Below are 23,851 nucleotides of genomic sequence, written 5' to 3'. Positions count from 1 at the left end.
TGCACCAGGGTCGCATAGAGTGGCCTAGAAACACGAAAGCCCGCTGCGATTTATATGGCAGCGGGCTTTCGTGTTTCTAGGCCAGGTAAGTGGCTTGCGTTACTTGATCCGGAGAGTACGTCCTACACGGAGAGTGCCCGTGCCCCCATTCAAGCGCCGAAGTTGGGCCTGCGAGACTCCATACTTATCGGCAATTTCTGATAGGGTATCGCCTGAGCGAATTTTGTGCGTAACCACTCGCCGAGCTTGGGTAGGTTTTCCGGCGCTACTCCGGCTGCTCCCGCCCCCACCGCTGCCTGCCCCCGGCACGCTCCCACCGCGGTAGCGTAACGATTTGCTGTAATAGGCAAACAAGGCCGAAGTTATCTGGAAGTTGTCCTTAATCAGCTTATAATCTGGGAAGTCATACATCCGCTCGGGGTCAATAGGATTACCCTCGTAGCGTACCTCAAAGTGCAGGTGCGAGCCGGTACTACGGCCTGTGCTGCCACCCCAGCCAATTAACTGACCCGCTTTCACGAAAGTACCGGGCGTTACTAACGACTTCTGCAGGTGACCATAGAGCGTTTCGATGCCGTTGTAGTGGCGTACCAGGATGTAGTTGCCGTATCCCGAACCGTCCCACTTTACAATGCGCACCACCCCGTCGAAGGCCGCTTTCACCGTGTCGCCGGTTTCCAGGTCCAGGTCTACGCCGTAGTGCCAGCGGTAGCCCCGAAAGCCAAAGTCGGAAGTGAGGGGTGTAGAGGACAGCGGCATTTTAGCATACCGCTGATTAGCCGGGTCTGTTAGCTTCAAATTAAGCGTATCCTTAATCCGACGCCCATCTACCCGGTACGGGTTGATGTTGTGCGTGTCCCAGATGGCGTAATAACCCGCTACCTGAATCCAAGAAGAATCAATCTTAACCTCTTCCTTCACCTCCACAATGTGTTGCTCGCCTTCATTCAAGGAGCTAGTATCCTCACTGACGATGGAGAGCTTTTTGGCAGGATTAAAGAAGATTGACTTAGCCGCATCGGAGTTATCGTCGGGCAGCTCTTCCGTTTCAATAAGGATAGTCGTATCCGGACGGACGTAGCGAATAGTAGGCGACTTGATCCGGAAGAAATCCTTCCGGGTGCCAGCAGAACCCGATTTCGCCTTCGGCTCCGGTACTTTGCGCCGCTGGGCAAGCAGCTGACCGGGCAAGCCTAAAAACAGCCCGATCAGTAGCAGCGGCAGCAGCCAGAGTTTAACAAGTTGAGGCAAGAGCAAGAATTTAATGAGTGAATGAGTAAACAAGTGAATGAGTGAAGTGGAGAGCAGCTTCAACGCAGACCTAGCTTAACTAGTGTCTCCTAGGCCACTTCCCTACTTCACTCATTCACTCATTCACTGTTAATGGTCTCCGAGTGCTGCCAGATAGCGCTCAGCGTCCAAGGCTGCCATGCAGCCTGAACCGGCTGCCGTTACGGCCTGGCGGTAGGTGTAGTCCTGCACGTCGCCACAGGCGAATACACCATCCACGTTTGTTTTGGCAGTACCCGGAATAGTTTTCAGGTAGCCCTGCTCATCGTGGTGTAAGTAAGGCTGGAAGATTTTGGAGTTGGGCTCGTGGCCGATGGCAACGAAGAAGCCTTCAACGGTTAAATCGCGCGTTTCGTGTGTCAGCACGTTTTTAACGCGTACTGCTTCCACGGCGTGCTCACCCAGAATTTCATCCGTAACCGTATTCCAGAGTACCTCAATCTTGGGGTTATCCAACACGCGCTTCTGCATGATTTTAGAAGCCCGCATTTCCCCTTTCCGCACAATCATGTACACTTTGTTGCAGAGGTTAGCCAAGTAGGTAGCCTCCTCAGCTGCCGTGTCGCCGGCGCCTACAATCACTACATCTTTGCCCCGGTAGAAGAATCCGTCGCATACAGCGCAGGCCGATACTCCCGCTCCATTCAGCCGTTGCTCCGATGGCAGGCCTAGCCATTTAGCTGAAGCTCCCGTGGCAATAATTACAGTGTCTGCGGTCAACTCCAGTTTCTCATCAATGGTGATGCGGTGTGGATGACCAGAAAAGTCAACGGAAGTAGCAATACCATAGCGGATATCCGTACCAAAGCGGGCCGCCTGCTTTCGGAGGTCTTCCATCATTTCAGGACCCATAATGCCATCTGGGTAGCCCGGAAAGTTCTCTACATCGTTGGTGATGGTCAGTTGTCCGCCGGGCTGCAGCCCCTGATACATAATGGGCTTCAAGTTGGCACGGGCGGCATAAATAGCTGCAGTATAGCCTGCTGGACCAGATCCGATAATCAAACACTTTACGTGTTCGGGGGAAGTATTCTCCATGAGGTTGAAAGGGCGCACGCGGCTGCCTGCGCCGTGAGAGGTTTACTAGGGGGTGCAAAGGTAATGGTTGCGACGCCAGGTTCTACCGCCGAAGTGGTAACTCCACGCTAGGCCACTACCTACTAACAAAAAACCCCAACGGTAAGGTCGGGGTTTTTTGCGGATAGGGTAAAATTCCTTATCCCAGGTAAGGCTTCAGCGCTTTCGAGCGTGAAGTATGACGCAGACGGCGAATTGCCTTTTCCTTGATCTGGCGCACCCGCTCCCGGGTTAGGTTGAATTTCTCACCAATCTCTTCGAGCGTGAGCGAATGTTCCCCGTTAAGGCCAAAGTACAGTGTGATGACGTCAGCTTCGCGTTTGGTGAGCGTGCTTAGCGCGCGCTGCACTTCCTTACGGAGCGAGTCGTTCATCAGGCCAGTATCAGGCGACTCTTCGTCTTCGTTTTCGAGTACGTCGAGCAGGCGGTTTTCTTCCCCTTGCACGAAGGGAGCATCCACCGACACGTGACGGCCAGAAATCTTAAGAGTATCAACTACTTCGGAAGTAGTTAGCTCCAGTACTTCGGCAATTTCTTCGGGCGAGGGCTCCCGCTCAAACTTCTGCTCCAGTTCGGAGAATGATTTGCTGATTTTGTTAAGCGAGCCTACCCGGTTCAGGGGCAGACGTACAATGCGCGACTGTTCGGCCAGCGCTTGCAGAATGGACTGGCGAATCCACCATACGGCATACGAGATGAACTTAAAGCCGCGGGTTTCATCAAAGCGCTTAGCGGCCTTGATCAGACCAAGGTTACCCTCATTGATCAAGTCACCCAGCGAAAGACCCTGGTTCTGGTACTGCTTAGCCACCGACACCACGAAGCGAAGGTTAGCTTTGGTCAGTTTTTCCAGCGCCTGCTGGTCACCTTCCTTAATGCGTTGCGCCAGCGTTACCTCCTCATCGGGGGTTAGCAGATCTACCTTACCAATCTCCTGGAGATATTTATCCAGCGACTGGCTTTCGCGGTTGGTAATCTGCTTGCTGATTTTTAGCTGTCTCATTGCGGGCGCGAGAGAGTTGAAGTGTTAATGCTTGGAAACGTCCTGTTGATCCGGTATACGAGAGATACCCAAACGCGGGTACCGGGGTCAGTTGTGAGCAACACCCCGGTACCCGCGAAAGTTCGGCAGAGGGTTACTGCGCGGTTCCGTTTGAGTCGGCGGCGCGCTCCGGTTTCGGCAGCAGCACTTTCCGCGACAGACGATATTTACCGGTCTTCTTGTCGATGTCCAATAGTTTCACGTCAATTTCCTGACCTACTTCCAGCACGCCTTCCAGAGCAGCTAAGCGCTCATGCGAGACTTCAGAAATGTGCAACAGGCCATCTTTGCCGGGCATAATTTCTACGAAGGCACCGTAAGGCTGAATGCTGCGTACTTTGCCTTTGTAGGTAGCACCTACTTCTGGTACGGCGGCAATGGCCTGGATGCGGCTGATAGCTGCCTGCATATCTTCCTGGTTGGAAGCGAAGATGCTTACATGGCCTTTCTCGTCCTTCTCCTCGATGATTACCGTAGCGTTGGTATCCTTCTGGATCTGCTGAATCACCTTGCCACCTGGCCCGATTACCGCACCAATAAACTCTTTATCGATGAGCATCTTGTGCGAGCGAGGCGTGTGAGGCTTCAGCTCAGCAGCAGGCGCCGAAATGGTCTTAGCCATTTCACGCAGGATGTGCAGACGGCCTTCGCGAGCCTGGTGCAGCGCTTTGGTCAGGATTTCATTGCTTAGGCCCTGGATTTTGATATCCATCTGGCAAGCCACGATGCCTTTCTCCGTACCGGTAACTTTGAAGTCCATGTCGCCGAGGTGGTCTTCGTCGCCGAGAATATCCGAAAGCACGGCATATTCACCGGTTTCCTTGTCCTGCACCAAGCCCATGGCAATGCCCGAAACGGCCGCCCGAACTTTAATACCGGCATCCATCAGGGCCAGCGAACCAGCGCACACCGTGGCCATTGAAGAAGAACCATTTGACTCCAGAATGTCTGACACAATCCGGATGGTGTAGGGGTTTTCTTCTTCCGGCGGCAACACTTTCTTTAAAGAACGCATAGCCAAATTACCATGGCCTACCTCCCGACGGCCTGGGCCGCGGTTGGGCTTCACCTCACCTGTAGAGAAGGCGGGGAAGTTGTAATGCAGCATGAACTTGTTGTAGCCCGATTGCATAGCCGAGTCAATGATCTGCTCATCGAGCTTGGTACCTAGGGCAACTGTGGTTAACGACTGCGTTTCGCCGCGGGTGAACAGCGAAGAACCATGCGCACCGGGCAGGTAATTAACTTCCGACCAGATGGGACGAATTTCCGTCAGCTGGCGACCATCGAGGCGCGTACGCTCCTTGATCATCATGTCGCGGATGGCTTTCTTCTCCGCCGAAGAGTAGTAGCGGCCAAACATCTTCATGTCCAGTTCGGGCTGCTCTTCTAATACCTGTTCGGTCAGGCTTTTCTTGATGGCACCGAAAGCTTCCTTACGACCAGATTTGCTGGTGTTACCCGACTTCGCAATTTCGTAGGCCTGCTGATACACACCCTCGTGGATGCGCTTCTTCAGGTCTTCATTTTCGTCGTACTTGGGGTACTCCCGCTTTACGGTAGCCTTCTCAACTTCAGCAGCCAATTCGCTCTGCACGCGAACTTGCTCCTTGATAGCTTCGTGAGCATAAGCAATGGCTTCTACCATTTCCTCCTCACTCACTTCGTTCATTTCGCCTTCCACCATGGCCACTGAGTCGGCCGTAGCACCTACGATGAGGTCGATGTCAGCACGCTCAATGTCAGCGGTTTTGGGGTTGATATGCAATTTGCCGTCGATACGGGCAACACGCACTTCCGAAATCGGACCAGCAAATGGAATATCGGATACCGACAGGGCAGCCGAAGCAGCCAGCGCGGCCAGAGCATCGGGTTGCACGTCTTTATCGGCCGAAATCAAAGAAATCATCACCTGTACTTCGTAGTGATAATCCTTCGGGAACATGGGACGCAGGATGCGGTCTACAAGGCGGGAAACCAGCACTTCGTAGTCCGACAGACGGCCTTCCCGGCGCTGGAAAGAGCCAGGAATTTTACCGGCACCACCAAACTTTTCCTGGTAGTCTACCGACAGCGGCAGGAAATCCACGTCGCCGCGGGCACTGGGCTGCGAAACTACCGTAGCAAGCAGCATGGCATCACCGAGGCGAACCACAACGGCGCCATCAGCAAATTTGGCCAGCTTGCCAGTTTCTATAGAAATCTGCCGGCCATCCGGCAGGGTAATGTGTTTGGTAACCGCGGTGTAGTTGGGCATCGTATGGTTTGCTTGAAAAAGCGACAGCGGGCGAGCAGCCAAAAAAACAGGCCTAGAGCGGGCCTATTTTACTCAAAATATCTCTCTGCGGAAAAGATACAATTTCGGGACGTGAACGATTCCGAACAGTCCGGATAAAAAAAGAGCAGGGAACCTTCCGGTTTGGAAGGCTCCCTGCTACTTCGGGGCTGGTTACTTGCGGATACCCAGCTCCTTAATGATAGCGCGGTAGCGGTTGATTTCGCGGTGCTGGAGGTAATCCAACATACGACGACGCTTACCTACTAGCTTCAGCAGACCCAGGCGAGTCGAGAAGTCTTTCTTGTTTACCTTCAGGTGCTCCGTCAGGTGGTTGATGCGGTGCGTAAACAGCGCAATTTGCGATTCAGCGGAACCAGTGTCGTTGGCAGACTTCTGGAGGCTGTTCTTCTCGAAAATAGCCTGTTTTGCTTCGGTAGTGAGTTTCATCGGCAGATAGGTTTTCCCCGTCTTGGATTAAGATAAAAAAGAAAAATGAACACCCCGGACTTCGAGGTGGCCGCAAAGGTAAGGCTTTTTGCTGGTTTCTGCTACGCTACCAAGGATTGTTTATTACTGCCTCCTAGCAAGACGCAGTGGCCTAGCTTCAAACAGCGCGCTTATAGCCCCGTAGCGGCCACCGCAACCACGTGGGCCGAAACCGTTGCCAGTCAATATCTAGAATACCGGAGTCGTGGCGAGCTTGGTAGAGAAAGAATAGGCCTACTGGTAACAAAATAGCCGTGGCCATCCACATGCCCACTCCTACTGGCATAATCACTTCCCGGCCGTACTTCTCGCCCATGATGGAGAAGACGTAGTATACGATGAAGAAAACGATGGAGATGAGAATTGGAACGCCTAGTCCACCTTTCTTAATAATGGCTCCCAACGGGGCTCCAATCACGAACATGAGCAGAATAGCCGCCGATTGCGTGAATTTGCGGTATATCTCAATGCGAAAGTTGGCGGTTTCCTTGGTCATGTTAGCGAGCCGCTCGGCACTGGTTCCGAGGTAAGAATGCACGTTGCGGGCCCGGTTAGCAGCCTGCTGGGCTATCATACTGTTCACTACTCCTAGCCGCTTGGCAGGCACTTGTAGCTTCTCTGCCCGCTGCATTGCAACCTGCCCGGTTGTATCAAGCCGGAGAAAAGAATAGTATGGGTTCAGTTGCCGTACCAACATCTGACGTTCAGTAAACAGACGCGTATGCAGAGAGTCAGTAGTGTGCTCTAACTGCCGCAAATTCAGCATCATCTTGTTATCCTTGAACAGCTCAGTTTTAGTGCGGTTCAGCCCAAACGACTCCAGCGAAAACGTGATGGTATTGCGGTCAAAGTTTTGGCGGATAAAGCTGGCGCCCGAGCGATTATTAGCATCGGGCTGCTCCACGTAGGTACGGCCTCGAAATAGCTCTAGCCCCAAGTACTGCCCCCCAAAGCGCGTAAACATCCGGCCTGAATCGGCCAGGATCACCCGCATAGACCCAGAACTTTGCGTATGGTCGTAAATCATTACGCCCTTTAACAAATCGCCGTTCTTGCCTAATTTCTGGTTCACCTTGATGGTGTAGCCCGGAATGCCATTGTAGAAGACACCTTCCCGAATATCGAGGGCTAACTTTTGCTGCCGTACATCCCACAGCAAGCTGTAGGCCTGCAGGTTGGCCATTGGCACAATGGTATTATTAAACCAGAATGCCCCTCCTGCCAGCAATAAACTCGCCAGCAGTACGGGTTGCAAAATGCGGGTTAATGAAATACCCGATGTTTTGATAGCCGTTAGCTCATGGTGCTCTCCTAGCGTACCAAATGTCATAAGTGACGAGAGTAACACGGCCAGCGGCAGCGAGATGGGCACAATCAGCACGCTGAAGAAGAACAGCAGCTGCAGAATAACGCCCAGGCCCAGGTCTTTACCTACCAGATCGTCCATATACTTCATCATGAACTGCATCAGGAAAATGAACTGCACCACGGCAAACGTGAGCAAGAACGGGCCGACGAAGGCCTTGAGAATAAGCTTATCGAGTTTTTTCATTCAATTGTTGGTCGGCAGGCCGCTGCGAATGCCCTTAATGCAAAAAGGAGCAAACGGGAAACGAAGATAGGGCTCGTTTCGCGTGTGCTCCTTTTCCCAGGCCTGATAACCGCATCAGCCGCCTACCTGTTCCCGCAACTTCTGAATCAAACTATCCCACATTTCCTGCAACTCAATGTCATCAGTCTCTTCAGAGTAATCAATCACCCGCAGGTATACCTCCTGCGTTAACTGGGACTCTTCCAGTGTAAAGTCAAGGTAGTTGGCATCGGGGGTGTGCCGTTTGTTAGCTCCAAGAAACACGTAGCGCACCGAACGATTTGTACGGTGGGAATTCATCTCAGCAAAATGAGGCTGATTATCCCAGATGAAATTGAAGCAATGGTCTTCATCAATGCGTACATCCTGGCAGAACCACTGTGACAGCCCGGAGGCCGAAGCGAGATATGGATACAGGATTTTGGGCGAGGCATTGATGGGGTACTCGACCGTAAAACGGTGCTTGAGGCGAGTAGCAGAAAGGGGCATAAGCGGAACTATGTAAATTTTATTGACCCGGAAGCACAGGAACTTACCGGCTGGAAGCAATATACACGGGTTTTTTTTTCCACAAACACTTGCATCAGCCCAAATCTTGTCTCTACCTTTGCACCACCAAAACAGGGCGGGGTAGCTCAGTTGGTTAGAGCACAGGATTCATAACCCTGAGGTCACGAGTTCAACTCTCGTCCCCGCTACAGCAAGAAGGCCACTTTTCGGAGTGGCCTTTTTCGTTGGTACAACATGGGTACAACAGTTATTTTGCAGCCTCATCGGGCTGCGCATCATATTCAATCTCGCAATTGACAAACAACTATGCTCAAGTTTGACAATACCTGGCGCTTCGCCTCTCCTGGACCGATCTCTAGTGAAGTTTTAGATGAGTTTTTCGAAATCATTGGTAAGATAGCCCGCTACAGACAGGAAGTATTTGAGCATTTCAAGACCGCTTTTGCTTCTACAAATGGCTCTGTTCCATCAAGAAGCTCCAATGCAAGCTGGGCTCATACTGACCTTCTCAGTTACATGAGGCAAGCCTCTGCAAACGCGCCGCTTTTTATTGAGGCATTTTATGAGGCGTGCGAGAGCTTAGATGATCCTACCCCTGATCACAATATAATCAACGGGGTCTTGGCTAAACACCAAGTCAATTACCGGATTGATCCGCCTGAGCTAAAGTTGCTCCATTCGGGTCAGTCAATTGCGCATCCTCAGGCACCACCATCTCTGGAAGAGAGTGCCCAGGAACTCATACACACTTCATTTTCAGAGTCTCAAAAGATGCTAACTGAGGGCCGTTACCGGCCTGCAGTTCAAGAACTTCTGTGGCTATTAGAAACCGTATCAACTGCGTTTCAAGGCTTACCACAGGCAGACGAGTCCTCTATAAAAAGCAAATACTTCAACAAGATAGTTGAGGAACTGCGCAACAAGAACCAAGGTACCACCTTAAATCAGGTCCTTAGCTGGGTCCAGACATTACACGGCTATCTTTCAGCACCAGCTGGTGGCGGGATTAGGCACGGGATGCACTTAAAAGAGGGCTTCACAATTACTGAAAACGAAGCGCGACTGTATTGCAACTTGATTACAAGCTATATAACTTACCTACTCGCAGAACATGCAAGGCTCAAGTCGTAAAAACTGATTTAGCCATTTCTAGGTAAAAGAAAAGCCTACTGACTTCGGTCGTAGGCTTTTCTTTTTTACCTTCCAACATGGGCATCGAGGTCATCGCACTTGAGGATGAGGCATTTTGGAAGCTGGTGAATACCGTCGTCCAACGCGTGATCGCCGAGCAGGGCGAAAAGGTACTCGACCGCTGGATCGACGGCGACGAGGCCATGCGCATGCTGCGGATCTCGTCTAAGACCACGCTGCAGAAGCTGCGCGACACGGGGGCTATCCGCTACAGCCAACCCGAAAAGAAGATCATCCTCTACGACCGGGAAAGCATCCTGGCCTACATCGAAAAGCACGTCAAAAACACCTTTTAGCGATGGAGCAGGAAGCAACTACGGTCGATAAGCAGTACAAGACGGACTTCAACCTGGGCTATGTGCTGGCCCAGACGCCGGAGACAAACGAGGTGCTGAAAAAGATGATCGAGCAGTCCGGCCCGGAGCGCAGCCAGGCGCTGAAGGCTGGCCGGCGTGAGTTTATGCAGGAAGCCATCGCCGATAAGCAGGTGACGGACGACAAACGGCCGGCGCATTGGTCGGACGGGCGGCGACAGGAGGCTGAGCCGAACGACGACCTGTTTGAGGTCAGGCTGCCCGATGCTTCAGCCCAGCAGAAAACGGATGAGTTTCGGCAGGAAACGCGTGAGCTGGCCGATCCGTCCGAGGAACAAGACGCCCGGCGTATTGCGCGCCAGTTGGAGGCGGAGGAAAACGAGCGTAACCCCAAAGAGGGCTTCACGCCGAGCGATCGCGTGGGTCAAGGCCCTGCCCTATCCGAGGCGCAGAAAAAGGAGGTCGAGGATCACGAAACGTCGCTTCGCGCCAAGAACATTCAGCGCGAAGGCCGGGAAGCCAGCAAGCAGTTATCCCTAGAGCAGGAGCAGGAGCAGAAACCGCGCTCGATCTTTGACCGAAGCCCAAGCAAACAGGACGAGCCTGACCGGCAAAGCAATCTGGAACGGATACGCCAGGCGCTGGACAAAGGCGATAGAGAGCGTGATCAGGAACAGGAGTAATCAGGTACAGGCAATTCATCGCTCGGTACCGGATCATATCCGACGCCATTTGCTTTCAGCCGCCAATAGCGCCCAATACAGGCGCTTCGGGTATAGCCACGGCTGTACTCCTGCCCCAGGTACTCGGCGCAGCGCCTGAAGCTGATGTCAAGGCAGTCCCGCATGAACAGCAGCAGGAAATCCATGTCGGCTGTCCAGCGGGTGTTCTGCATTACTTATCCCCTATCAGCAGAATTTTATTTTCCGCGCTGATGGTTTCCAAGAATTCGTCCGCGATCATCGTTTCTTCCCCGCCAACTTGGTCTGCTTTTCAATCTGCTTGAGCAGATAATCGCGGCGTGGCCCCATGCCGATTTCGCTCAATTCCTTGATTTGATCGGGCGTGGCATAGCCATAGCTAGGGTGCTTTACGAGCTTCTTTTCTTCGACCAACTGCGACATAGCAGCAATAATCCTTTCCCGGTTCTTATCGCGTGGCACTGCTTCGCAGCGCAGCCACTTCATAAATGATTTACGCTTGAAATCGTAGTCCTCACAGATGGCGTTGATAGATAGCCCGCACCCATCAACAATATCCCACCAGTCAGATTGAAAATCAATGGATAACGCCTCGGTCATTTCACACCTGCCGCAACTAACAGTAGCACGAAGGCTACCACCGATCCCAGCATACAGATTAAGCCACAAATGTCTTTAAGGGTTTCGCGGATCATGGTTTCCTCCTTAGATCACGTCGTGTTGAAGAAATGCGTCAAGGTCACGGTTAAGCTGTTTGAAGGTGTCTCCGGCCTTCGTGCCCTCTTTGATGTCCCGGCGCGACGCCACACCGCATAGCTGCCGCATGGCGTCAGCGCCGTCTTTGAAGTTGTGGCCACGGTATTTGGCGTTGACAAACTCCATCCACCGCACTCCCTGGCACATGATAGCGGCCTGCTGCGTCAGGGTGTCTGCGGCTTCGGGGGCTTCGTCCTGCGCCTCGGCGATGTCGTCCGGGTCTACCATGACCACCTGAAACACCTTCCCCATCGGCGCCATCAGCAAGCGCGGATCGACATCATCGGGGTGGATGTTCAGGCTGATGGTCACGGATCCGTCCTGCGTCTGCCGGAGCGCGTGCTTCTTGGCCTCAAACTGGATGTGCACCGTCACTGCCGGATAACCAGGAAGGGCTTACCGCGCTCAAGCACGGCATAGTTCAGCTCTTTGCCCGCCTGTAGGTCGCGCTTGATAGCGTCCTTGTCGGCTTTGTATTCGACCTTCCGGTATTCTTCAGGCAGCAGCTCGGCCGGGCAGCTTACCGTCAGGCTCAACACCCCTTCCTGAATACGGGCGCTACCGGCCACAGTCTTGATGGGCTTGCCGGCCATCTGTACCAGGGTGTAGATACCGAGCTTGCGGTATTCCTCCTTGCGCTCAAACACTTTGGCGCGGTCAGCGTAGCGCTGGGCCAGCTCCCTGGCCGCTTTCGCGTTGGCTTTGTCCTCGGCGGCGCGCTCGATCAAGTAGTTCGCCCACCATTCCTGGCTGTTTTCGATGTTGTCGATTTCGACTTCATCATCGTCCATGATCTCGCCCAATTGCTCGTCCAGCTTATCGTCCAGATTGCGCATACGGGCTAATAGTTCTGAATATTTCACGTTGTATCTCCCTAAAACATGCGGTCGATAATCTCGACCAAGTATGCTGCGTTGACCTTTTCAGGATCTTTGTCTTTTAGCTTGCTGACAACTTCGACAAAATAGGCAACATCAACACCTGTCAGTTGATCCTCTAATACTGCATGGTCAGTAAGGTCAAGCTCTGATACTTGCATGATCATTTTCAGTATCTGGCCGGCGTTAATCTGCCAACCCCTGCGAATGAATTTGCGCATCCGAAAAACCGAGCAAAGCGGATACTTGCTGCCTACATAGCGTAGTTCCTTCGCAAGAATTGCCTCTAATGCCTCTTGATGCAGCGTTACTTTATTTTCCCAAGATGTCCAATAATTGGTGCAATGGACGTAGTCATAGTTTTTATGAATTTCTTCGGGTTCACCGAAGAACCTCAATATAATTTGCACCTGATTAGCTAACGTTATTGCATTAGTTGACATGAAAACCGGCCGGTATCTAGGTTTACCGTCATCCCGTGCTTCCAATGCCCTTAATTCAGTTTCTTGATAAGCGTCTTCGATCGCGCCAGGGTCTTGCATCACCTCGCTGATGTAGCCTGCTGCATCTCCACCACCCTCAAAGTATTCATAGTCTTTGGTAGTTCCATCCTCGCTGGCAATACCGGCGCTCTTAATAACTATTTTAACCCGATCATCAGTTTCATCCACATAAATAGGACAGTCGATGCCGCTCTTATTTTTTACACTAAAGCGAGCTACATAATATTTAGCGACTGCTAAAGCTGTTTTCCTGTTTCTAAAATAAAGATCGTAGTCGTTTACATCTTCGTTGAGAAGCATAGAAGTAATGCTACCTCCTGTAATAATGGTGTTTTTCTCCACCATAGACTTAACATCTTCATCCTCGATGGAATTGACAAAGTCATTAAACTTCTTGGACAGAATGGCATTTATAGTTTTGCGTTTCATTTAGATAACTCCGAGACTAACAATAAGTGATACAGGAACGATAAGCGCTGAAACCCAAGCAAAAGGAATTTCGTCGTCAAGATCATCGGCGAAAGCGCTAGGCTGCTGTGCCCGATTTGATGTGTCACGGCGGCGCTGGCCACTGTCTGAAGCCGTATCGTTGTCCTGCCTACTGTCCAGCAAAACGATCTCGCCGGCAAAAGGCTTTAAAACCACCTCGGTACTGTAGCGCTCAGCCCCGTTGTTGTCGGTCCACTTGCGGGTCTGCAACTGGCCTTCGAGATACAGCTTGGAGCCTTTCTTGACGAAGCGTTCGATCACGCCGACCAGCGCCTCATTGGTCACAGAAACGTTGTGCCACTCGGTCTTTTCCTTGCGCTCGCCGGTGGCTTTGTCTTTCCAGCTTTCCGAGGTGGCTACGCTGAAATTGGCGTAGCGGCCACCGCTTTGAAAGCTGCGGATTTCTGGGTCTTTGCCGACCCGCCCGATAAGGGTTACTTTATTGACTGATGACATCGGTTACTCCATTCCGATAGCTGATTTATATAACTCAAGAATTTCTTCCTGCTCCTGCCGCTTCTGGCGATCCATCTTGCGCAACTTGATCACCTGGCGTATTGCCTTGGTATCAAGCCCAGCGCTATTGCACTCAGCATACACGTCGCGGATGTCCTCGGCGATGCCAGACTTTTCCTCTTCAAGACGCTCGATGCGCTCGATGTACTGGCGCAAGCGCTCACCGGCTACGCCGCCGATATTGGTTGCGGTGGACATTATTTGCTCTCTTTCTTGGTTTTTGCCGCTTTGACGGCGTTGATGATCTCTTTGTAGGCTGCTTCGTCACCAAACCTTTGACACTCGGCTTTTGCCTGGTCCTTGATAGCCTTCAATTTTTCGGGCGTATCAGCTTCAAGGAGCATCTTGACGATGAACTCCTTGCGCTCAGCTGTCAGCTTCTCGGGCGGCACCTTCGGAGCGACATCATGTGTTGTCGCGTCGGCATCATTGTCGCCCTCAGTCGGGATGCAAAATGTCTGAAAGGCAGCGTATTTATAGGCGGCGCTCATAGCTTTGTTGGTGGCCTTGTCAGCGCTGTCCATTGCTTCGCCATAGGTCGATACTGTATGCTTCGATCCATCGACGGCGCTGACAAAGTCGAATTCTGCCTTCACGGTGACGTAAAAAATCACCCCTCCATTTTTGCTTTGCCGCTCAACACACTCGCGCTCGGTCATCCGAGGCAGGATAACCAACTTGTGCTTAGACAATACCGGAGACAAGGCATTCAACACCTCGTCAATGCCTCGGAATGAATAGCCCTGCTGCTGATTTTTACGCCCTTTGGCAATGCCCTCCTTGGACATTTCCGCTGTAACATCGGCAATAGCCTTGTAAACGTGATTTTCTCCTGACATCAACGGTCTCCATATACCTGTGTGATAAATTCCTGCTCTTGACGAGCAATGATTGCTTCCTCTTTCATCGCCAGCGTTCTCAAAAAGCCCGTAGCTGTCTGACAATCTTCCTTGCCCTCGATTGCTTTGATGCAGTCGTAAATGGCTTCTAATCGTCCCGACATCACGCGCTCCTGTTCGCTGTTGATGATTGACATTCGCACGAAATGCGACGCGGGTCAACAACTATTTTCGCACGAAACGATAATTATTTGCTTGCAATCCGTGCCTGGTTGTGCCAACCATTAAGGCATGAAATTGAAAGACTGGCTCTCGGATAAAAGCATTGAAGCGTTCGCCAAGGATTGCGGCGTCCACCCGTCAACGGCATACCGCTGGCTGTCGGGCGACTGCGTACCGCATCCGAAGCAGATCAGGAAAATCAAGGAAGTCACCGCCGACGCTGTGACGGTGCTGGATTTCTACCCTGATTAAGCTGGTCCTCCCCTTCCCGCCGAGCATCCTGCGCCCCAATGACCGCAGCCATTGGGCTAAGAAAAACCCACATAAAAACGCTTTGAAGCTGGCCTGCCGCCAGATCGCTGCGGCGCAGCCGGTGAGCTTTCCCGCCGGTTGCATTGCTCTGTGCGTCACATTCTACCCGCCGAACAACCGCTGGGATTTCGATGCTCAGGTGAGCGCCTGCAAGGCACTGTTCGACGGAATAGCCGATGCCTGGGGTGTAAATGACCGCCGCTTCCGGCCCATGATGGTGTTCGAGAATGCGGACAAGCACAATCCGCGGGTCGAGATCACGCTATACCCCGAAAATAATTCTTGACAGCCATCGCCCAGCTGTGCATTGCTGACAACGAGCGGTGGGCCTAAGAGACCCTTTATCAGTTGTTCGCACGGCTGGACGCGTATTTCTCTCTAGTGCGAAGCGAAAGCGCGAGTACAAATGTCAGGTTGGTTGAAGCTACACCGAAAGATGGCTGAAAGCGATTTATGGCTTTCGGAGCCGTTTACCCGTGGGCAGGCATGGGTCGATCTTATTCTCCTCGCAAACTTCAAAGACGGTTTTATCCGGGTGGCCGGACAGCGGATCACAGTGAAGCGTGGTCAGTGTGGCTGGTCCCAAGTCCGGCTCGCTCAGCGCTGGAAGTGGTCGAGAGGCAAGACCGAGCGGTTTATAAATGAGTTGCAGGAAGATGGAAATATCATCGTGGAAACGAGCAACAGAAACAGCACTATAACTATCTGTAAATACGAAGAATATCAGACTGGCGAGACAGCAGACGAGACACCTGATAATACATCAGACGAGCAGCAGACAGGCAGCAGACAGGGCACTAATAAAGAAGGTAATAAGGATAAGAAGGTTAAGAACCTTATAGATATACCCGCGTGGCTGCCGGCCGACGACTGGCGGGACTTCTGCCGGATGCGCGGCGCCAAGTTTACCGCCCGCGCCAAGCAACTCATCATCATCAAGCTGGACACCCTACGGCAGCAAGGCCATCAGCCGGCAGCCGTGCTGCAGCAATCCATCGAGCGCGGCTGGACGGGTGTATTTGAAATCAAAGGAGGCTACAATGGAAACCGTCAAAACCACTATCAACAAGGTGCTGGCCGACCTGGCGGCTCTGCCGGAGAACCGAACGGAAACGGCTATGGTGGCCGCAAGTCACAGACCGATATTGCCCGAGAAATCACCGAAAAAATCAAGCTCGATCGTGCAGCCCGCTGGAAAGCAAACGGCGGCAGGAACCCCGATCAAGAATTGCTTGACCAGCCAAGACCAGTTATCGGACTTGCTCACTCAGACCTACACGATGCTGAGGAAATACGGTGAAGCAGCCGACGTCACGGCTGTGCGTGATGCCGGTTTTCAATGGATGCTAGGCGAGTACAACATCGACCAGGTGCGCAACGCCTTCCGTCAGTACCTGAAAACCGGCAAGGAGATACCGACGCCGGCCGACATCGTCGAGATACTGGATCCTTCGGTTAAGCCGATGTGTGGGCGAGTGTATCAGCGGCTGGTTGAACGATCAAGGGAGGGCCCTTTTGCGCTTACTCTGGCCGAGCAGGATTATATGGACAGGTACGAGCAGCAGCAAATAAAAACAGCCCCTTGACCAGGTCCTGGGGCTGTTTCAGATCAAGTGGGGCTACTGATTTATGTCTACGGCAACGCTCTGCAAGACATCAAGCTTTTCTATGATGCTTTCCTTAAGAGCATTTGCCCTTTTGTAACGTTCAGCAATTTCTTTCTGTCGCTTCAATGAAAAATTACCTTTTTCATCAAGCGGCACCTTTATTTCTACGATACTCCGCATGTTTTCCAAGCTTGATCGAAACACGCGATCAAAACCATACTCCAGCCTGGTAGCTTGCAGGTAGTAGTAAACGTACTCTGCATCTAAGTCGGGAACATTGATTAAAGCTCTTCCACAGTGATCTGTCGTTGCGAAAACGACATTTTCAGGAATTATATTATAAAAAAAGAGTGTGTTATCAATTCCCCAAAGGATTGATGGTCTATCAAAATCAGAGAGGTTGGATTCAGCAATGTAGCTTATTGGCACCTTTACATTGGCGCTATAAGCCGGTACACCCTCGCCCAATCCATCCTTTATCAGCACCCGGTCGCCGATAGAAAGCGTGAAATACTGCGTGTCTCCAAGGTTGATTGTTTTGCTAGGCTCATTGACCTCAATCACAATTTCTGCGTCGTCAAGTTGCTCGACTTGCTTCTTCATCGAGTCTTGAAGAGCGAGTATCTGCTTGATCTTTTCGCCTTTCTCGTGGATGGCGTCGTGGTCTATGTTGTCCTCTTCATTAACCGGCAGAGTGATGATCGAGTTGGCCACAACCTCTGGGCCGACCTTAGTGTACTCGTTCTTTTTACCGTCAACGACCCTACCGACAGCTTGCCCGATCAGAACAGGTTGCAGGAAATATTTGATGTAATCCAGGTTGGGATGATCCTCATTAACCGGAATAAGAATGCCGCGGTCACCGTTGATTGAAAACTTCCCTGATTTGATCTGAATACGGCCACCATAGCCATTGGCAGTCCATGTCAAATAGGTCCCATCGTAATCGTAATGGTCGATGTAGCAAAGTGGCGCCTCTAAGGCTGCAGAATACACGGGGTACTCACCCGGATGCTTATCTGCATAGCCACGGGTGTATTTGCTTTTTCCGCGTGTTGGGGTGAAAAGCTCCTCTACCGCGAAATTTTTAAGAGTTGCCATTGTAAGTCGTCAAAAACTTTTGGATCTCGTCATTTGCTTCTTTAGCCAATGCAAGGAAGCCAGCCTCATCAACCTCGACCCGCTCATCAACAATACCGAGCGCCTTTTTTTCGTCTTTCGTCCAGAGACGGTCGATCAGCCAATTTTTGCTGTTTTTGAAAACATCAAAATCGAAAACTTTGCAACGTGGAGATGATGAAACAAAGGTCTTCCGTGTCGCATTGAACTGTCGGAATAGCATTTCCATTTCCGTCAAATCATTGTCTTTAATTGGCACCCGTCTAGCATCTCGTGATTCGCCAATCTCGGAAACCAAGTATGTAAATACAGGTTCCTCTTGAATGTCGGATTTCGACTCCTTTTTATTTATAACAAGAATATATGTTTTCTTGGGTGTTGAATAGAAAGTACGGCTTGGCAAAGCGACGACCCCTCTAATGAAACAGTTTTCTGTCAGGTAGTTGAGAATAGATGCTTGGTTAAGCAAACCATCAGGAATAATAACCAATGCTTCACCATCTACTTTCAGGTTATTAACGATCCATTGAATAGCCAAGGCTTCCGTACCACGACCTAATGGCAGGAATTTATTTGCACCACCAAACTCGATTGAATTTTTAAGACTTGCTGATCCGCTCGTTACATAGGGAGGATTAGTCAATATCAGATCATATGGCTCATCGTCGTGACGGCCGAATGTTCCCAGATTAGACCTCAGCAATTCAAAAACAGCATTAAATGCTTTTTCAGAAAACTCCTTGAGGTGAGCCTCGCTGTTGTATTGCGCCAGCAGGTCAGAGAAATAAATGAGCATATTGGCCTTGGCCAATATAATTGTACGCTCATCTTCTTTTTCGTCAGAACCTTTGTCGTACCCCTTTAGAATAATTTTAGGCTCAATTTTGCCGTTACTCGGCGTATATTGATTGAAAATATTCTTGTTTTCGACTATTGTTTCCAAAACAAAGCCGCCCACACCGCAAAATGGATCGCAGATCCTGGCGCCGTCCTTGAGTGACGATGCGCTGGACATTTTAACGACTGCCTGCACAACATTTCGCGGGGTAAAATATTGGCCTAGCGATTTTACGCCTGCCTCCTGACGCAAGAACGACTCATACAGACGGGTCTTAAACTCCCGGTTGATATGGCGCATGGAGCCATGCTTGTCATCGAAGTTCTGGAACAGCTGAATGACCTCGGCAAAAAGACTTGCCTGCGAGGTGTTGGGGTCGCCCTGCTCGTTGACGAAGATAGTGCCGTTGATAACGGTGGTATTGTCCGTGCCTGGAGGGAAAAGAGCCTTAATCTTCTTCCTTGAAATATTGGCATAGTGGTTTAGCGCATCGACCGGACCATCCTTGATGATCAGATCAAGAACACGCTGAAAACCATAATTTCCAATCAAAACGCCTGTATCGCTGAGAAATTTAAAGAGAAATATCTCAACGACATTATACAAACATTTTTCAGGCTCTTTACCGGTATTAATCCAAATTTTTTGCCAAACAGTTCGTGCTAATCCGCTCGGATCGATAACATTGAGCGGGGTGATATGATTATTTGTTTCGTTAATACAGAACGCGGCCTGCTCAATTAACGAGGAAATCTTGTTCGCCTTCTCTAGCGAAAGCGTTTTACCTTCGATCGCTTTAGGATCAAATAGTAAGCTTATATCGTGACCTGTCTCATCCTTTATATATTCTTTTGTGTGTGGATTGATCCAGTATGAATTTTTTCCATCCGTAATAATCAACACATTGCAAACAGCTTTGGCAATTTGGCTGTAATGATCAATAACAGATGGCAGTTCTTTTGCCACTAATTCCTTTGGCTGCTTAACCTCAATTACAGCCTTTATCCCACCGCTGGGAAGAAAAACAATACCATCGGGTTTGCGGGCTTCGTCAGCAATATCAAGTTTGCCTTGAATATATTTACTGCGCTTTAATTGACTTAATCGAGTTGAGCCGAGCCGGATATATCCGTAGTGACCAATTTGATGTGTCGCCGATTGAACTAAATCCTCGCTCATGTCGCGTTTTGCAAGCTGCTTTTTGTAAAACAATGGCATTTTATATATGCCATCCTTGGGGCTACATAGCCACAATCGCAAACTTACTAAATAGTTTAGTAGCTAATCCAGCCCCTTTGAAAATAGCTCGTAACTGCATAGCGCACAGCGAATTCCCCCCTTAGAAGGAACGCCCCAACAGCAAAGGCATTACCTATATTCGCTGGGCATCCATCTGGCTTGCCCCTCCGTCGCTGCCAATCAGACCGCCTACGTGGCCTTTGAATAAAACGCGATCTCCCCTCCCTCTTACTCCTAAGCTTGAGGTGGCACCTGATCGCCCCCAAACCTTAGATTGCCCGAAACAATTGGCTTACCAGCAATCTCCGACATGAACCTATCCAGTCGTTGCTCGATAACAATGCCTTTGCCTGGCTCCCCCTCAGTGGCAGGTACGGCTGAGTGTTCAGCTCTCCTGCGCCATGTATCCGGATCACCATCAAACTGCAACGTCTGCTGTACTGGCGCGGGGGCAATGTCGGGCATCTTCACTACGTCGATCTGCCCAGCTGCGAATTTCTTCAGGTCCTTATCGTCGGAGTAGATCTTGCTGACGCGGTTAGTGATTGCCATCGCCACCAGCATGCAGTCATACTTGATCTTTTGCTTGGGGACCTTATGCTCGTTACGGTATTCGATTAGCTCTTGATCGTTAAATGAGTGATACAGCAGCTCGGCGCACTTCTCAGCAGCCAGCTCGTCAAAAGGCCGGACCTGGAACCGCTTATCGAAAAAGCGCTTGATCTCTACCTGCTGATCAGGGGGCACGCAAGACAGCAACTCGGCCATCTGCGGGACTGGCAACAGGAGCTTGCTTTTCTCGTCATCCAGAAACTGTATGAAGCGCTGGGCTGGGCCAATGCGGAACTCTTGCCCCTCAGAAGCCATGCCCTTGATGCCCCATATGAAGATCTGACTGTCGATCATTACAAGCTTACCCATAGCGTCTAGTCGAGATAAAGGCTTTTAGTGTTGGTTGCCTCTAAACTGCCGCCAAACAGTTTGCCGAGCTGATTGAATGTGTCGGTCAAGGGTGCCTGCTCAATGAAAATCAAACGCTCTGGGCGAAAATCAACCACTTTGTAGGTTTTCCGGTGCCAGCGTGCGTTTCCTGTCATGCCGACTTCCTTGTACAGGTTGCTAGCCAACTTGATGGCTATCTCGCGCTGCACGTCAAAGCTGACAGTATAGTCGTCGTCAATCTTGAGCGTTACACGCGGATTGTCACCGCCGGCCTTCAATACCTGACCATAAATCGTGGTATCGCCGCGCAGGAACTCTTGCTCTGAGATGTTGATCTCCGTGTCCTTGTCGAAGCTGGCAACGCGTTCGCCATCCTGGATCCATACCCCATCGCACTCATGGCGCCGAGCGAACTTGGTAATCTTCTTTAGGTCCTCGATCGCGCCCGAAGGCAGACCCGAGTAAGCATTGTTGGAAAACGAGGTTGTGATAGCCAGCAACGCCGGGAACACATATTCCCTCGCCTTATTGGCCAGGCACTTGAGGCTAAGGCTTTGATCCTTGATTTCCTCGAAGCTGATAAACACCTCCGTGTCACTGACACTGGCGTGCTGCTGCTTCATCACCGACATGATGGCCCCTTCAAAGCTCATGATAAGCTCTGCCACTTCGCTGGCTTTCACTTTCGAGGGCTTGATGCCATTGCCCTCGAATTTCAGCTCGATGATGTGTGCCTGGGGTTCCATTGACGCGCAATCTATTAATTAAACCTTATACGGCAATAGTGGATGTAATAGGCGCTAACTGCCTAGAACGCAGACACAATGATGACCATTGTGTTTGTTTTCAGCAAATTATCCCTTGACATATCCCGCCGTTCACTTGCTATGCTGATGCTTTCCGTCCTCACAGAAAGGATCATGCATGTCCATCACCGCCAACTGGCTCAACAACCGTCAGCACCTCACGGGCCTGGACTACTCCCCTATCGCCGATCAGCTCGAACAGGTCGAGGCCGCACGCAATCCGAATGACACGGCCAGCAATCAGCGCTTCCTGCGCAACTTGTTCGCTGTTACCGACCGGCACGAGGCCGGCAAGCAGCTGCCGATCCCATACGGTCGGCTGCGTCGGTAAAATCCCCTTGCACTGCCTGGTGGCTGTGGTATCATCAAAGCGTGCCACGCCGCCCGTCTTGGGGGTCGCGCCTATCGACCCGGCATACCAAGTCCCTATCGACAAGGCCGGTCGTGGCCGCCAATGACACGGAGCAATAGGGACGAATAGGCAGTTTTTTGAGGTGATATGTGCCGGCCAAGAAGAAAAAGCCAGCGAAAAGCAAACTGAAACGCGGTCGGCCAAGCCTGTATCTGCCTGAGTACGCTGAGCAAGCCCGCAAGCTGTGTCTGCTGGGCCTGACCAATGACGAGCTGGCCGAGTTCTTCGGCGTCAACGTCGATACCATCCACGAGTGGAAGAAGCGTCACCAAGATTTTTCCGACGCCATATGTGCGGGCAAGCTCAAAGCTGACGCCGACGTGGCCGCCAAGCTCCACGAACGAGCGATGGGCGCGGAATGGGTCGAGGACCAGGCGTTCAAGATCAAGACCGTCGAATATGCAGGCAACGGTCGCAAAATCAGCGAGAGAGAAGAAATTCAGGTCGTGCCCGTGCGCCGTGCGGCGCCACCCGATACCCCCGCCCTGTCGCTGTGGCTGCGCAACCGTCAGCCGGCCAAGTGGCGCGACAAACCGGAGCCGGCCGATGATGACAACAAGGCCCAACCCGAGCCCGTGACGCTGAAAGAGGTGGACGGAAGGAAGCCGGGTGCCGAACCTCAATAGGCCGCAATTCGAGTTCATCCGCCTGCCGCACAAGTTCAAGGCTTTCGTGGCAGGCTTCGGCTCGGGCAAAACGTGGGTGGGCTGCACCGACCTGTGCAAGCACGCGATGGAGTTCCCCGGCATCAACTCCGGCTATTTCGCGCCGACCTACGGCCAGATCCGGGACATCTTCTACCCGACGATCGAGGAAGTCGCCGCCGAGTGGGGCCTGACCACCAAAATCCACCTCAGCAACAAGGAAGTCGCCCTGTACTCGGGCAAGAAGTACCGCGGCACCATTCTGTGCCGGTCGATGGAAAAGCCCGGCGACATCGTGGGCTTCAAGATCGGCAAGGCGCTGATTGACGAGCTGGACGTGATGAAGATCGACAAGGCGGAAACCGCCTGGCGCAAGATCATCGCCCGGATGCGCTACAATGTGCCAGGGCTGGTCAACGGCATTTCCGTCACCACGACGCCCGAGGGCTTCAAATTCGTCTACAACCAGTTCGTCAAGCAGCTGCGCGAAAAGCCAGCGCTTCGTGACCTGTACGGCATGGTGCAGGCCAGCACCTACGACAACGCCATCAACCTGCCGGACGATTACATTTCCTCGCTGTTCGCCTCCTACCCGCCACAGCTGATCGATGCCTACCTGCGCGGCCAATTCGTCAACCTGGCTTCCGGCTCGGTATATGCCAGCTTCGACCGGCGCCTGAACCATACCAACGACACCATGCGCCCGCGTGAGCCGCTGCACATAGGCATGGACTTCAACGTGCTGAACATGACGGCCATCATCAACGTGATCCGCGACGGCTGGCCTCGCACCGTAGGCGAATTGACCGGCGTGCGCGATACGCCAACAATGGCGCGGATGCTGCGGGAGCGCTACCCGGACCACAGCATGACCGTGTACCCCGACGCCAGCGGCCAGGCGCATAAGTCGGTGAACGCCTCGGAAAGCGACCTGTCCATCCTGCGCCAGAACCGGTTCACCGTCATCGTCAACAGCACCAATCCGGCCGTAAAGGATCGGGTCAACGCTATGAACGCTATGATCCTGAACGGTGAGGGCGAACGCCGCTGGTTGGTCAACACCGATCAGTGCCCGCGCCTGACGGAGGCGTTGGAGCAGCAGGCCTACGACAAGAACGGCGAGCCGGACAAAAGCACCGGCCACGACCACCCGCCTGATGCCCAGGGCTATTTCATCAATCAGCGGTACCCGATCCGTGGGCGTGGCGTCCAAAGAGCCGTCTTGCACGGGGTTTAAAACTGGGGCATA

Annotated in this window: 30 protein-coding genes and 1 tRNA gene; 11 read left to right on the top strand and 20 right to left on the bottom strand. The window is 52.0% G+C overall.

Annotation, left to right across the window (positions count from 1 at the left end):
• Nucleotides 1-99: 99 nt before the first annotated feature.
• The 7 genes from EU556_RS20960 to EU556_RS20930 form a co-directional block, all read right to left on the bottom strand.
• Entirely contained in the window at nucleotides 100-1,251 is a 1,152-nt protein-coding gene (locus tag EU556_RS20960; RefSeq protein ID WP_245327819.1) for a M23 family metallopeptidase, read from the bottom strand.
• Between the two features lie 129 nt (nucleotides 1,252-1,380).
• The gene (gene trxB / locus EU556_RS20955) at nucleotides 1,381-2,328 is read right to left on the bottom strand and encodes a thioredoxin-disulfide reductase (RefSeq protein WP_135436108.1); all 948 of its coding nucleotides are present in this window, start codon (nucleotides 2,326-2,328) and stop codon (nucleotides 1,381-1,383) included.
• A gap of 178 nt (nucleotides 2,329-2,506) precedes the next feature.
• Nucleotides 2,507-3,370, bottom strand: a complete 864-nt coding sequence (locus EU556_RS20950) for a sigma-70 family RNA polymerase sigma factor (RefSeq protein ID WP_022823752.1) — start codon at nucleotides 3,368-3,370, stop codon at nucleotides 2,507-2,509.
• A gap of 133 nt (nucleotides 3,371-3,503) precedes the next feature.
• Nucleotides 3,504-5,666 (bottom strand): polyribonucleotide nucleotidyltransferase, encoded by a 2,163-nt coding sequence (gene pnp, locus EU556_RS20945; protein WP_135436107.1) that lies wholly within the window; start codon nucleotides 5,664-5,666, stop codon nucleotides 3,504-3,506.
• Nucleotides 5,667-5,858: 192 nt separating this feature from the next.
• A complete protein-coding gene (rpsO, locus tag EU556_RS20940; RefSeq protein ID WP_135436106.1) occupies nucleotides 5,859-6,134 on the bottom strand; it encodes a 30S ribosomal protein S15 in 276 nt (91 codons plus the stop codon).
• A gap of 157 nt (nucleotides 6,135-6,291) precedes the next feature.
• Nucleotides 6,292-7,725: an LptF/LptG family permease gene (locus EU556_RS20935; protein WP_135436105.1), complete on the bottom strand. Its 1,434-nt coding sequence runs from the start codon at nucleotides 7,723-7,725 to the stop codon at nucleotides 6,292-6,294.
• A 114-nt stretch (nucleotides 7,726-7,839) separates the two neighbouring features.
• On the bottom strand, nucleotides 7,840-8,253 hold the full coding sequence (locus EU556_RS20930; protein WP_135436104.1) for an START-like domain-containing protein: 414 nt from the start codon (nucleotides 8,251-8,253) through the stop codon (nucleotides 7,840-7,842).
• A 135-nt stretch (nucleotides 8,254-8,388) separates the two neighbouring features.
• Here EU556_RS20930 and EU556_RS20925 point away from each other — a divergent pair.
• From EU556_RS20925 to EU556_RS20910, 4 genes are all read left to right on the top strand, one after another.
• Nucleotides 8,389-8,462: transfer RNA gene (locus EU556_RS20925), tRNA-Met, on the top strand.
• 118 nt (nucleotides 8,463-8,580) lie between these two features.
• Complete coding sequence (locus EU556_RS20920) at nucleotides 8,581-9,405, top strand: hypothetical protein (protein WP_135436103.1); 825 nt, start codon at nucleotides 8,581-8,583, stop codon at nucleotides 9,403-9,405.
• Between the two features lie 77 nt (nucleotides 9,406-9,482).
• The gene (locus tag EU556_RS20915; protein WP_245327818.1) at nucleotides 9,483-9,761 is read left to right on the top strand and encodes a helix-turn-helix domain-containing protein; all 279 of its coding nucleotides are present in this window, start codon (nucleotides 9,483-9,485) and stop codon (nucleotides 9,759-9,761) included.
• A gap of 2 nt (nucleotides 9,762-9,763) precedes the next feature.
• Nucleotides 9,764-10,462, top strand: coding sequence for a hypothetical protein (locus EU556_RS20910; RefSeq protein ID WP_135436102.1), 699 nt, complete (start codon nucleotides 9,764-9,766; stop codon nucleotides 10,460-10,462).
• Here EU556_RS20910 and EU556_RS26165 read toward each other — a convergent pair.
• The 9 genes from EU556_RS26165 to EU556_RS20870 form a co-directional block, all read right to left on the bottom strand.
• On the bottom strand, nucleotides 10,447-10,674 hold the full coding sequence (locus EU556_RS26165) for a hypothetical protein (protein ID WP_167855665.1): 228 nt from the start codon (nucleotides 10,672-10,674) through the stop codon (nucleotides 10,447-10,449). The two genes, EU556_RS20910 and EU556_RS26165, sit on opposite strands and share 16 nt — an antisense overlap.
• Nucleotides 10,675-10,738: 64 nt before the next feature.
• Nucleotides 10,739-11,080 (bottom strand): hypothetical protein, encoded by a 342-nt coding sequence (locus EU556_RS20905; RefSeq protein WP_135436101.1) that lies wholly within the window; start codon nucleotides 11,078-11,080, stop codon nucleotides 10,739-10,741.
• A gap of 105 nt (nucleotides 11,081-11,185) precedes the next feature.
• Entirely contained in the window at nucleotides 11,186-11,611 is a 426-nt protein-coding gene (locus EU556_RS20900; RefSeq protein WP_135436100.1) for a hypothetical protein, read from the bottom strand.
• On the bottom strand, nucleotides 11,608-12,099 hold the full coding sequence (locus EU556_RS20895; protein ID WP_262709670.1) for a siphovirus Gp157 family protein: 492 nt from the start codon (nucleotides 12,097-12,099) through the stop codon (nucleotides 11,608-11,610). Before EU556_RS20895 ends, EU556_RS20900 begins: the two co-directional genes overlap by 4 nt.
• 11 nt (nucleotides 12,100-12,110) lie before the next feature.
• Complete coding sequence (locus tag EU556_RS20890; RefSeq protein WP_135436098.1) at nucleotides 12,111-13,046, bottom strand: hypothetical protein; 936 nt, start codon at nucleotides 13,044-13,046, stop codon at nucleotides 12,111-12,113.
• Nucleotides 13,047-13,562, bottom strand: coding sequence for a single-stranded DNA-binding protein (gene ssb, locus EU556_RS20885; RefSeq protein ID WP_135436097.1), 516 nt, complete (start codon nucleotides 13,560-13,562; stop codon nucleotides 13,047-13,049).
• 3 nt (nucleotides 13,563-13,565) lie between these two features.
• The gene (locus tag EU556_RS20880; RefSeq protein WP_135436096.1) at nucleotides 13,566-13,820 is read right to left on the bottom strand and encodes a DUF2312 domain-containing protein; all 255 of its coding nucleotides are present in this window, start codon (nucleotides 13,818-13,820) and stop codon (nucleotides 13,566-13,568) included.
• Nucleotides 13,820-14,461, bottom strand: coding sequence for an ERF family protein (locus EU556_RS20875; RefSeq protein ID WP_135436095.1), 642 nt, complete (start codon nucleotides 14,459-14,461; stop codon nucleotides 13,820-13,822). Before EU556_RS20875 ends, EU556_RS20880 begins: the two co-directional genes overlap by 1 nt.
• On the bottom strand, nucleotides 14,461-14,658 hold the full coding sequence (locus EU556_RS20870; RefSeq protein ID WP_135436094.1) for a hypothetical protein: 198 nt from the start codon (nucleotides 14,656-14,658) through the stop codon (nucleotides 14,461-14,463). The genes EU556_RS20875 and EU556_RS20870 overlap by 1 nt, the downstream gene beginning before the upstream one ends.
• A gap of 94 nt (nucleotides 14,659-14,752) precedes the next feature.
• Here EU556_RS20870 and EU556_RS20865 point away from each other — a divergent pair, with 94 nt between their 5' ends.
• The 4 genes from EU556_RS20865 to EU556_RS20850 all read left to right on the top strand — a co-directional run bounded on the left by EU556_RS20865 (nucleotide 14,753) and on the right by EU556_RS20850 (nucleotide 16,581).
• On the top strand, nucleotides 14,753-14,935 hold the full coding sequence (locus EU556_RS20865) for a helix-turn-helix domain-containing protein (protein ID WP_135436093.1): 183 nt from the start codon (nucleotides 14,753-14,755) through the stop codon (nucleotides 14,933-14,935).
• Between the two features lie 82 nt (nucleotides 14,936-15,017).
• The gene (locus EU556_RS20860) at nucleotides 15,018-15,281 is read left to right on the top strand and encodes a RusA family crossover junction endodeoxyribonuclease (RefSeq protein ID WP_135436092.1); all 264 of its coding nucleotides are present in this window, start codon (nucleotides 15,018-15,020) and stop codon (nucleotides 15,279-15,281) included.
• Between the two features lie 150 nt (nucleotides 15,282-15,431).
• Complete coding sequence (locus tag EU556_RS20855; RefSeq protein ID WP_135436091.1) at nucleotides 15,432-16,295, top strand: hypothetical protein; 864 nt, start codon at nucleotides 15,432-15,434, stop codon at nucleotides 16,293-16,295.
• Nucleotides 16,276-16,581: a hypothetical protein gene (locus EU556_RS20850; protein ID WP_135436090.1), complete on the top strand. Its 306-nt coding sequence runs from the start codon at nucleotides 16,276-16,278 to the stop codon at nucleotides 16,579-16,581. The genes EU556_RS20855 and EU556_RS20850 overlap by 20 nt, the downstream gene beginning before the upstream one ends.
• A 33-nt stretch (nucleotides 16,582-16,614) precedes the next feature.
• Here the strand turns inward: EU556_RS20850 and EU556_RS20845 are convergent, their stop codons facing one another.
• The 4 genes from EU556_RS20845 to EU556_RS20830 all read right to left on the bottom strand — a co-directional run bounded on the left by EU556_RS20845 (nucleotide 16,615) and on the right by EU556_RS20830 (nucleotide 21,486).
• Complete coding sequence (locus EU556_RS20845; RefSeq protein WP_135436089.1) at nucleotides 16,615-17,703, bottom strand: restriction endonuclease subunit S; 1,089 nt, start codon at nucleotides 17,701-17,703, stop codon at nucleotides 16,615-16,617.
• Nucleotides 17,690-19,738 (bottom strand): HsdM family class I SAM-dependent methyltransferase, encoded by a 2,049-nt coding sequence (locus tag EU556_RS20840; protein WP_135436088.1) that lies wholly within the window; start codon nucleotides 19,736-19,738, stop codon nucleotides 17,690-17,692. Before EU556_RS20840 ends, EU556_RS20845 begins: the two co-directional genes overlap by 14 nt.
• A gap of 294 nt (nucleotides 19,739-20,032) precedes the next feature.
• Nucleotides 20,033-20,719: a type II toxin-antitoxin system VapC family toxin gene (locus EU556_RS20835; RefSeq protein ID WP_135436087.1), complete on the bottom strand. Its 687-nt coding sequence runs from the start codon at nucleotides 20,717-20,719 to the stop codon at nucleotides 20,033-20,035.
• Nucleotides 20,720-20,724: 5 nt separating this feature from the next.
• Nucleotides 20,725-21,486, bottom strand: coding sequence for a hypothetical protein (locus EU556_RS20830; protein WP_135436086.1), 762 nt, complete (start codon nucleotides 21,484-21,486; stop codon nucleotides 20,725-20,727).
• A 178-nt stretch (nucleotides 21,487-21,664) separates the two neighbouring features.
• Here EU556_RS20830 and EU556_RS20825 point away from each other — a divergent pair, with 178 nt between their 5' ends.
• The 3 genes from EU556_RS20825 to EU556_RS20815 all read left to right on the top strand — a co-directional run bounded on the left by EU556_RS20825 (nucleotide 21,665) and on the right by EU556_RS20815 (nucleotide 23,839).
• Nucleotides 21,665-21,877, top strand: coding sequence for a hypothetical protein (locus tag EU556_RS20825; RefSeq protein WP_135436085.1), 213 nt, complete (start codon nucleotides 21,665-21,667; stop codon nucleotides 21,875-21,877).
• A gap of 170 nt (nucleotides 21,878-22,047) precedes the next feature.
• Nucleotides 22,048-22,584, top strand: a complete 537-nt coding sequence (locus EU556_RS20820; protein ID WP_135436084.1) for a hypothetical protein — start codon at nucleotides 22,048-22,050, stop codon at nucleotides 22,582-22,584.
• Complete coding sequence (locus EU556_RS20815; RefSeq protein ID WP_135436083.1) at nucleotides 22,568-23,839, top strand: terminase large subunit domain-containing protein; 1,272 nt, start codon at nucleotides 22,568-22,570, stop codon at nucleotides 23,837-23,839. The genes EU556_RS20820 and EU556_RS20815 overlap by 17 nt, the downstream gene beginning before the upstream one ends.
• The last annotated feature ends 12 nt before the right edge of the window (nucleotides 23,840-23,851 follow it).

The sequence above is a fragment of the Hymenobacter fodinae genome (genome assembly GCF_004745825.1).
In the GTDB taxonomy this organism is placed as follows: Bacteria; Bacteroidota; Bacteroidia; order Cytophagales; family Hymenobacteraceae; genus Hymenobacter; species Hymenobacter fodinae.
This window is presented reverse-complemented; position numbering and strand designations above follow the sequence as displayed.

What these genes read in the sequence shown, in the direction of transcription:
- trxB (WP_135436108.1), bottom strand. Translation starts at nt 2,328, where the DNA reads ATGGAGAATACTTCCCCCGAACACGTAAAGTGTTTGATTATCGGATCT.
- EU556_RS20950 (WP_022823752.1), bottom strand. Translation starts at nt 3,370, where the DNA reads ATGAGACAGCTAAAAATCAGCAAGCAGATTACCAACCGCGAAAGCCAG.
- pnp (WP_135436107.1), bottom strand. Translation starts at nt 5,666, where the DNA reads ATGCCCAACTACACCGCGGTTACCAAACACATTACCCTGCCGGATGGC.
- rpsO (WP_135436106.1), bottom strand. Translation starts at nt 6,134, where the DNA reads ATGAAACTCACTACCGAAGCAAAACAGGCTATTTTCGAGAAGAACAGC.
- EU556_RS20935 (WP_135436105.1), bottom strand. Translation starts at nt 7,725, where the DNA reads ATGAAAAAACTCGATAAGCTTATTCTCAAGGCCTTCGTCGGCCCGTTC.
- EU556_RS20930 (WP_135436104.1), bottom strand. Translation starts at nt 8,253, where the DNA reads ATGCCCCTTTCTGCTACTCGCCTCAAGCACCGTTTTACGGTCGAGTAC.
- EU556_RS20920 (WP_135436103.1), top strand. Translation starts at nt 8,581, where the DNA reads ATGCTCAAGTTTGACAATACCTGGCGCTTCGCCTCTCCTGGACCGATC.
- EU556_RS20915 (WP_245327818.1), top strand. Translation starts at nt 9,483, where the DNA reads ATGGGCATCGAGGTCATCGCACTTGAGGATGAGGCATTTTGGAAGCTG.
- EU556_RS20910 (WP_135436102.1), top strand. Translation starts at nt 9,764, where the DNA reads ATGGAGCAGGAAGCAACTACGGTCGATAAGCAGTACAAGACGGACTTC.
- EU556_RS26165 (WP_167855665.1), bottom strand. Translation starts at nt 10,674, where the DNA reads ATGCAGAACACCCGCTGGACAGCCGACATGGATTTCCTGCTGCTGTTC.
- EU556_RS20905 (WP_135436101.1), bottom strand. Translation starts at nt 11,080, where the DNA reads ATGACCGAGGCGTTATCCATTGATTTTCAATCTGACTGGTGGGATATT.
- EU556_RS20890 (WP_135436098.1), bottom strand. Translation starts at nt 13,046, where the DNA reads ATGAAACGCAAAACTATAAATGCCATTCTGTCCAAGAAGTTTAATGAC.
- ssb (WP_135436097.1), bottom strand. Translation starts at nt 13,562, where the DNA reads ATGTCATCAGTCAATAAAGTAACCCTTATCGGGCGGGTCGGCAAAGAC.
- EU556_RS20880 (WP_135436096.1), bottom strand. Translation starts at nt 13,820, where the DNA reads ATGTCCACCGCAACCAATATCGGCGGCGTAGCCGGTGAGCGCTTGCGC.
- EU556_RS20875 (WP_135436095.1), bottom strand. Translation starts at nt 14,461, where the DNA reads ATGTCAGGAGAAAATCACGTTTACAAGGCTATTGCCGATGTTACAGCG.
- EU556_RS20870 (WP_135436094.1), bottom strand. Translation starts at nt 14,658, where the DNA reads ATGTCAATCATCAACAGCGAACAGGAGCGCGTGATGTCGGGACGATTA.
- EU556_RS20865 (WP_135436093.1), top strand. Translation starts at nt 14,753, where the DNA reads ATGAAATTGAAAGACTGGCTCTCGGATAAAAGCATTGAAGCGTTCGCC.
- EU556_RS20855 (WP_135436091.1), top strand. Translation starts at nt 15,432, where the DNA reads ATGGCTGAAAGCGATTTATGGCTTTCGGAGCCGTTTACCCGTGGGCAG.
- EU556_RS20850 (WP_135436090.1), top strand. Translation starts at nt 16,276, where the DNA reads ATGCTGAGGAAATACGGTGAAGCAGCCGACGTCACGGCTGTGCGTGAT.
- EU556_RS20845 (WP_135436089.1), bottom strand. Translation starts at nt 17,703, where the DNA reads ATGGCAACTCTTAAAAATTTCGCGGTAGAGGAGCTTTTCACCCCAACA.
- EU556_RS20840 (WP_135436088.1), bottom strand. Translation starts at nt 19,738, where the DNA reads ATGAGCGAGGATTTAGTTCAATCGGCGACACATCAAATTGGTCACTAC.
- EU556_RS20835 (WP_135436087.1), bottom strand. Translation starts at nt 20,719, where the DNA reads ATGGGTAAGCTTGTAATGATCGACAGTCAGATCTTCATATGGGGCATC.
- EU556_RS20830 (WP_135436086.1), bottom strand. Translation starts at nt 21,486, where the DNA reads ATGGAACCCCAGGCACACATCATCGAGCTGAAATTCGAGGGCAATGGC.
- EU556_RS20825 (WP_135436085.1), top strand. Translation starts at nt 21,665, where the DNA reads ATGTCCATCACCGCCAACTGGCTCAACAACCGTCAGCACCTCACGGGC.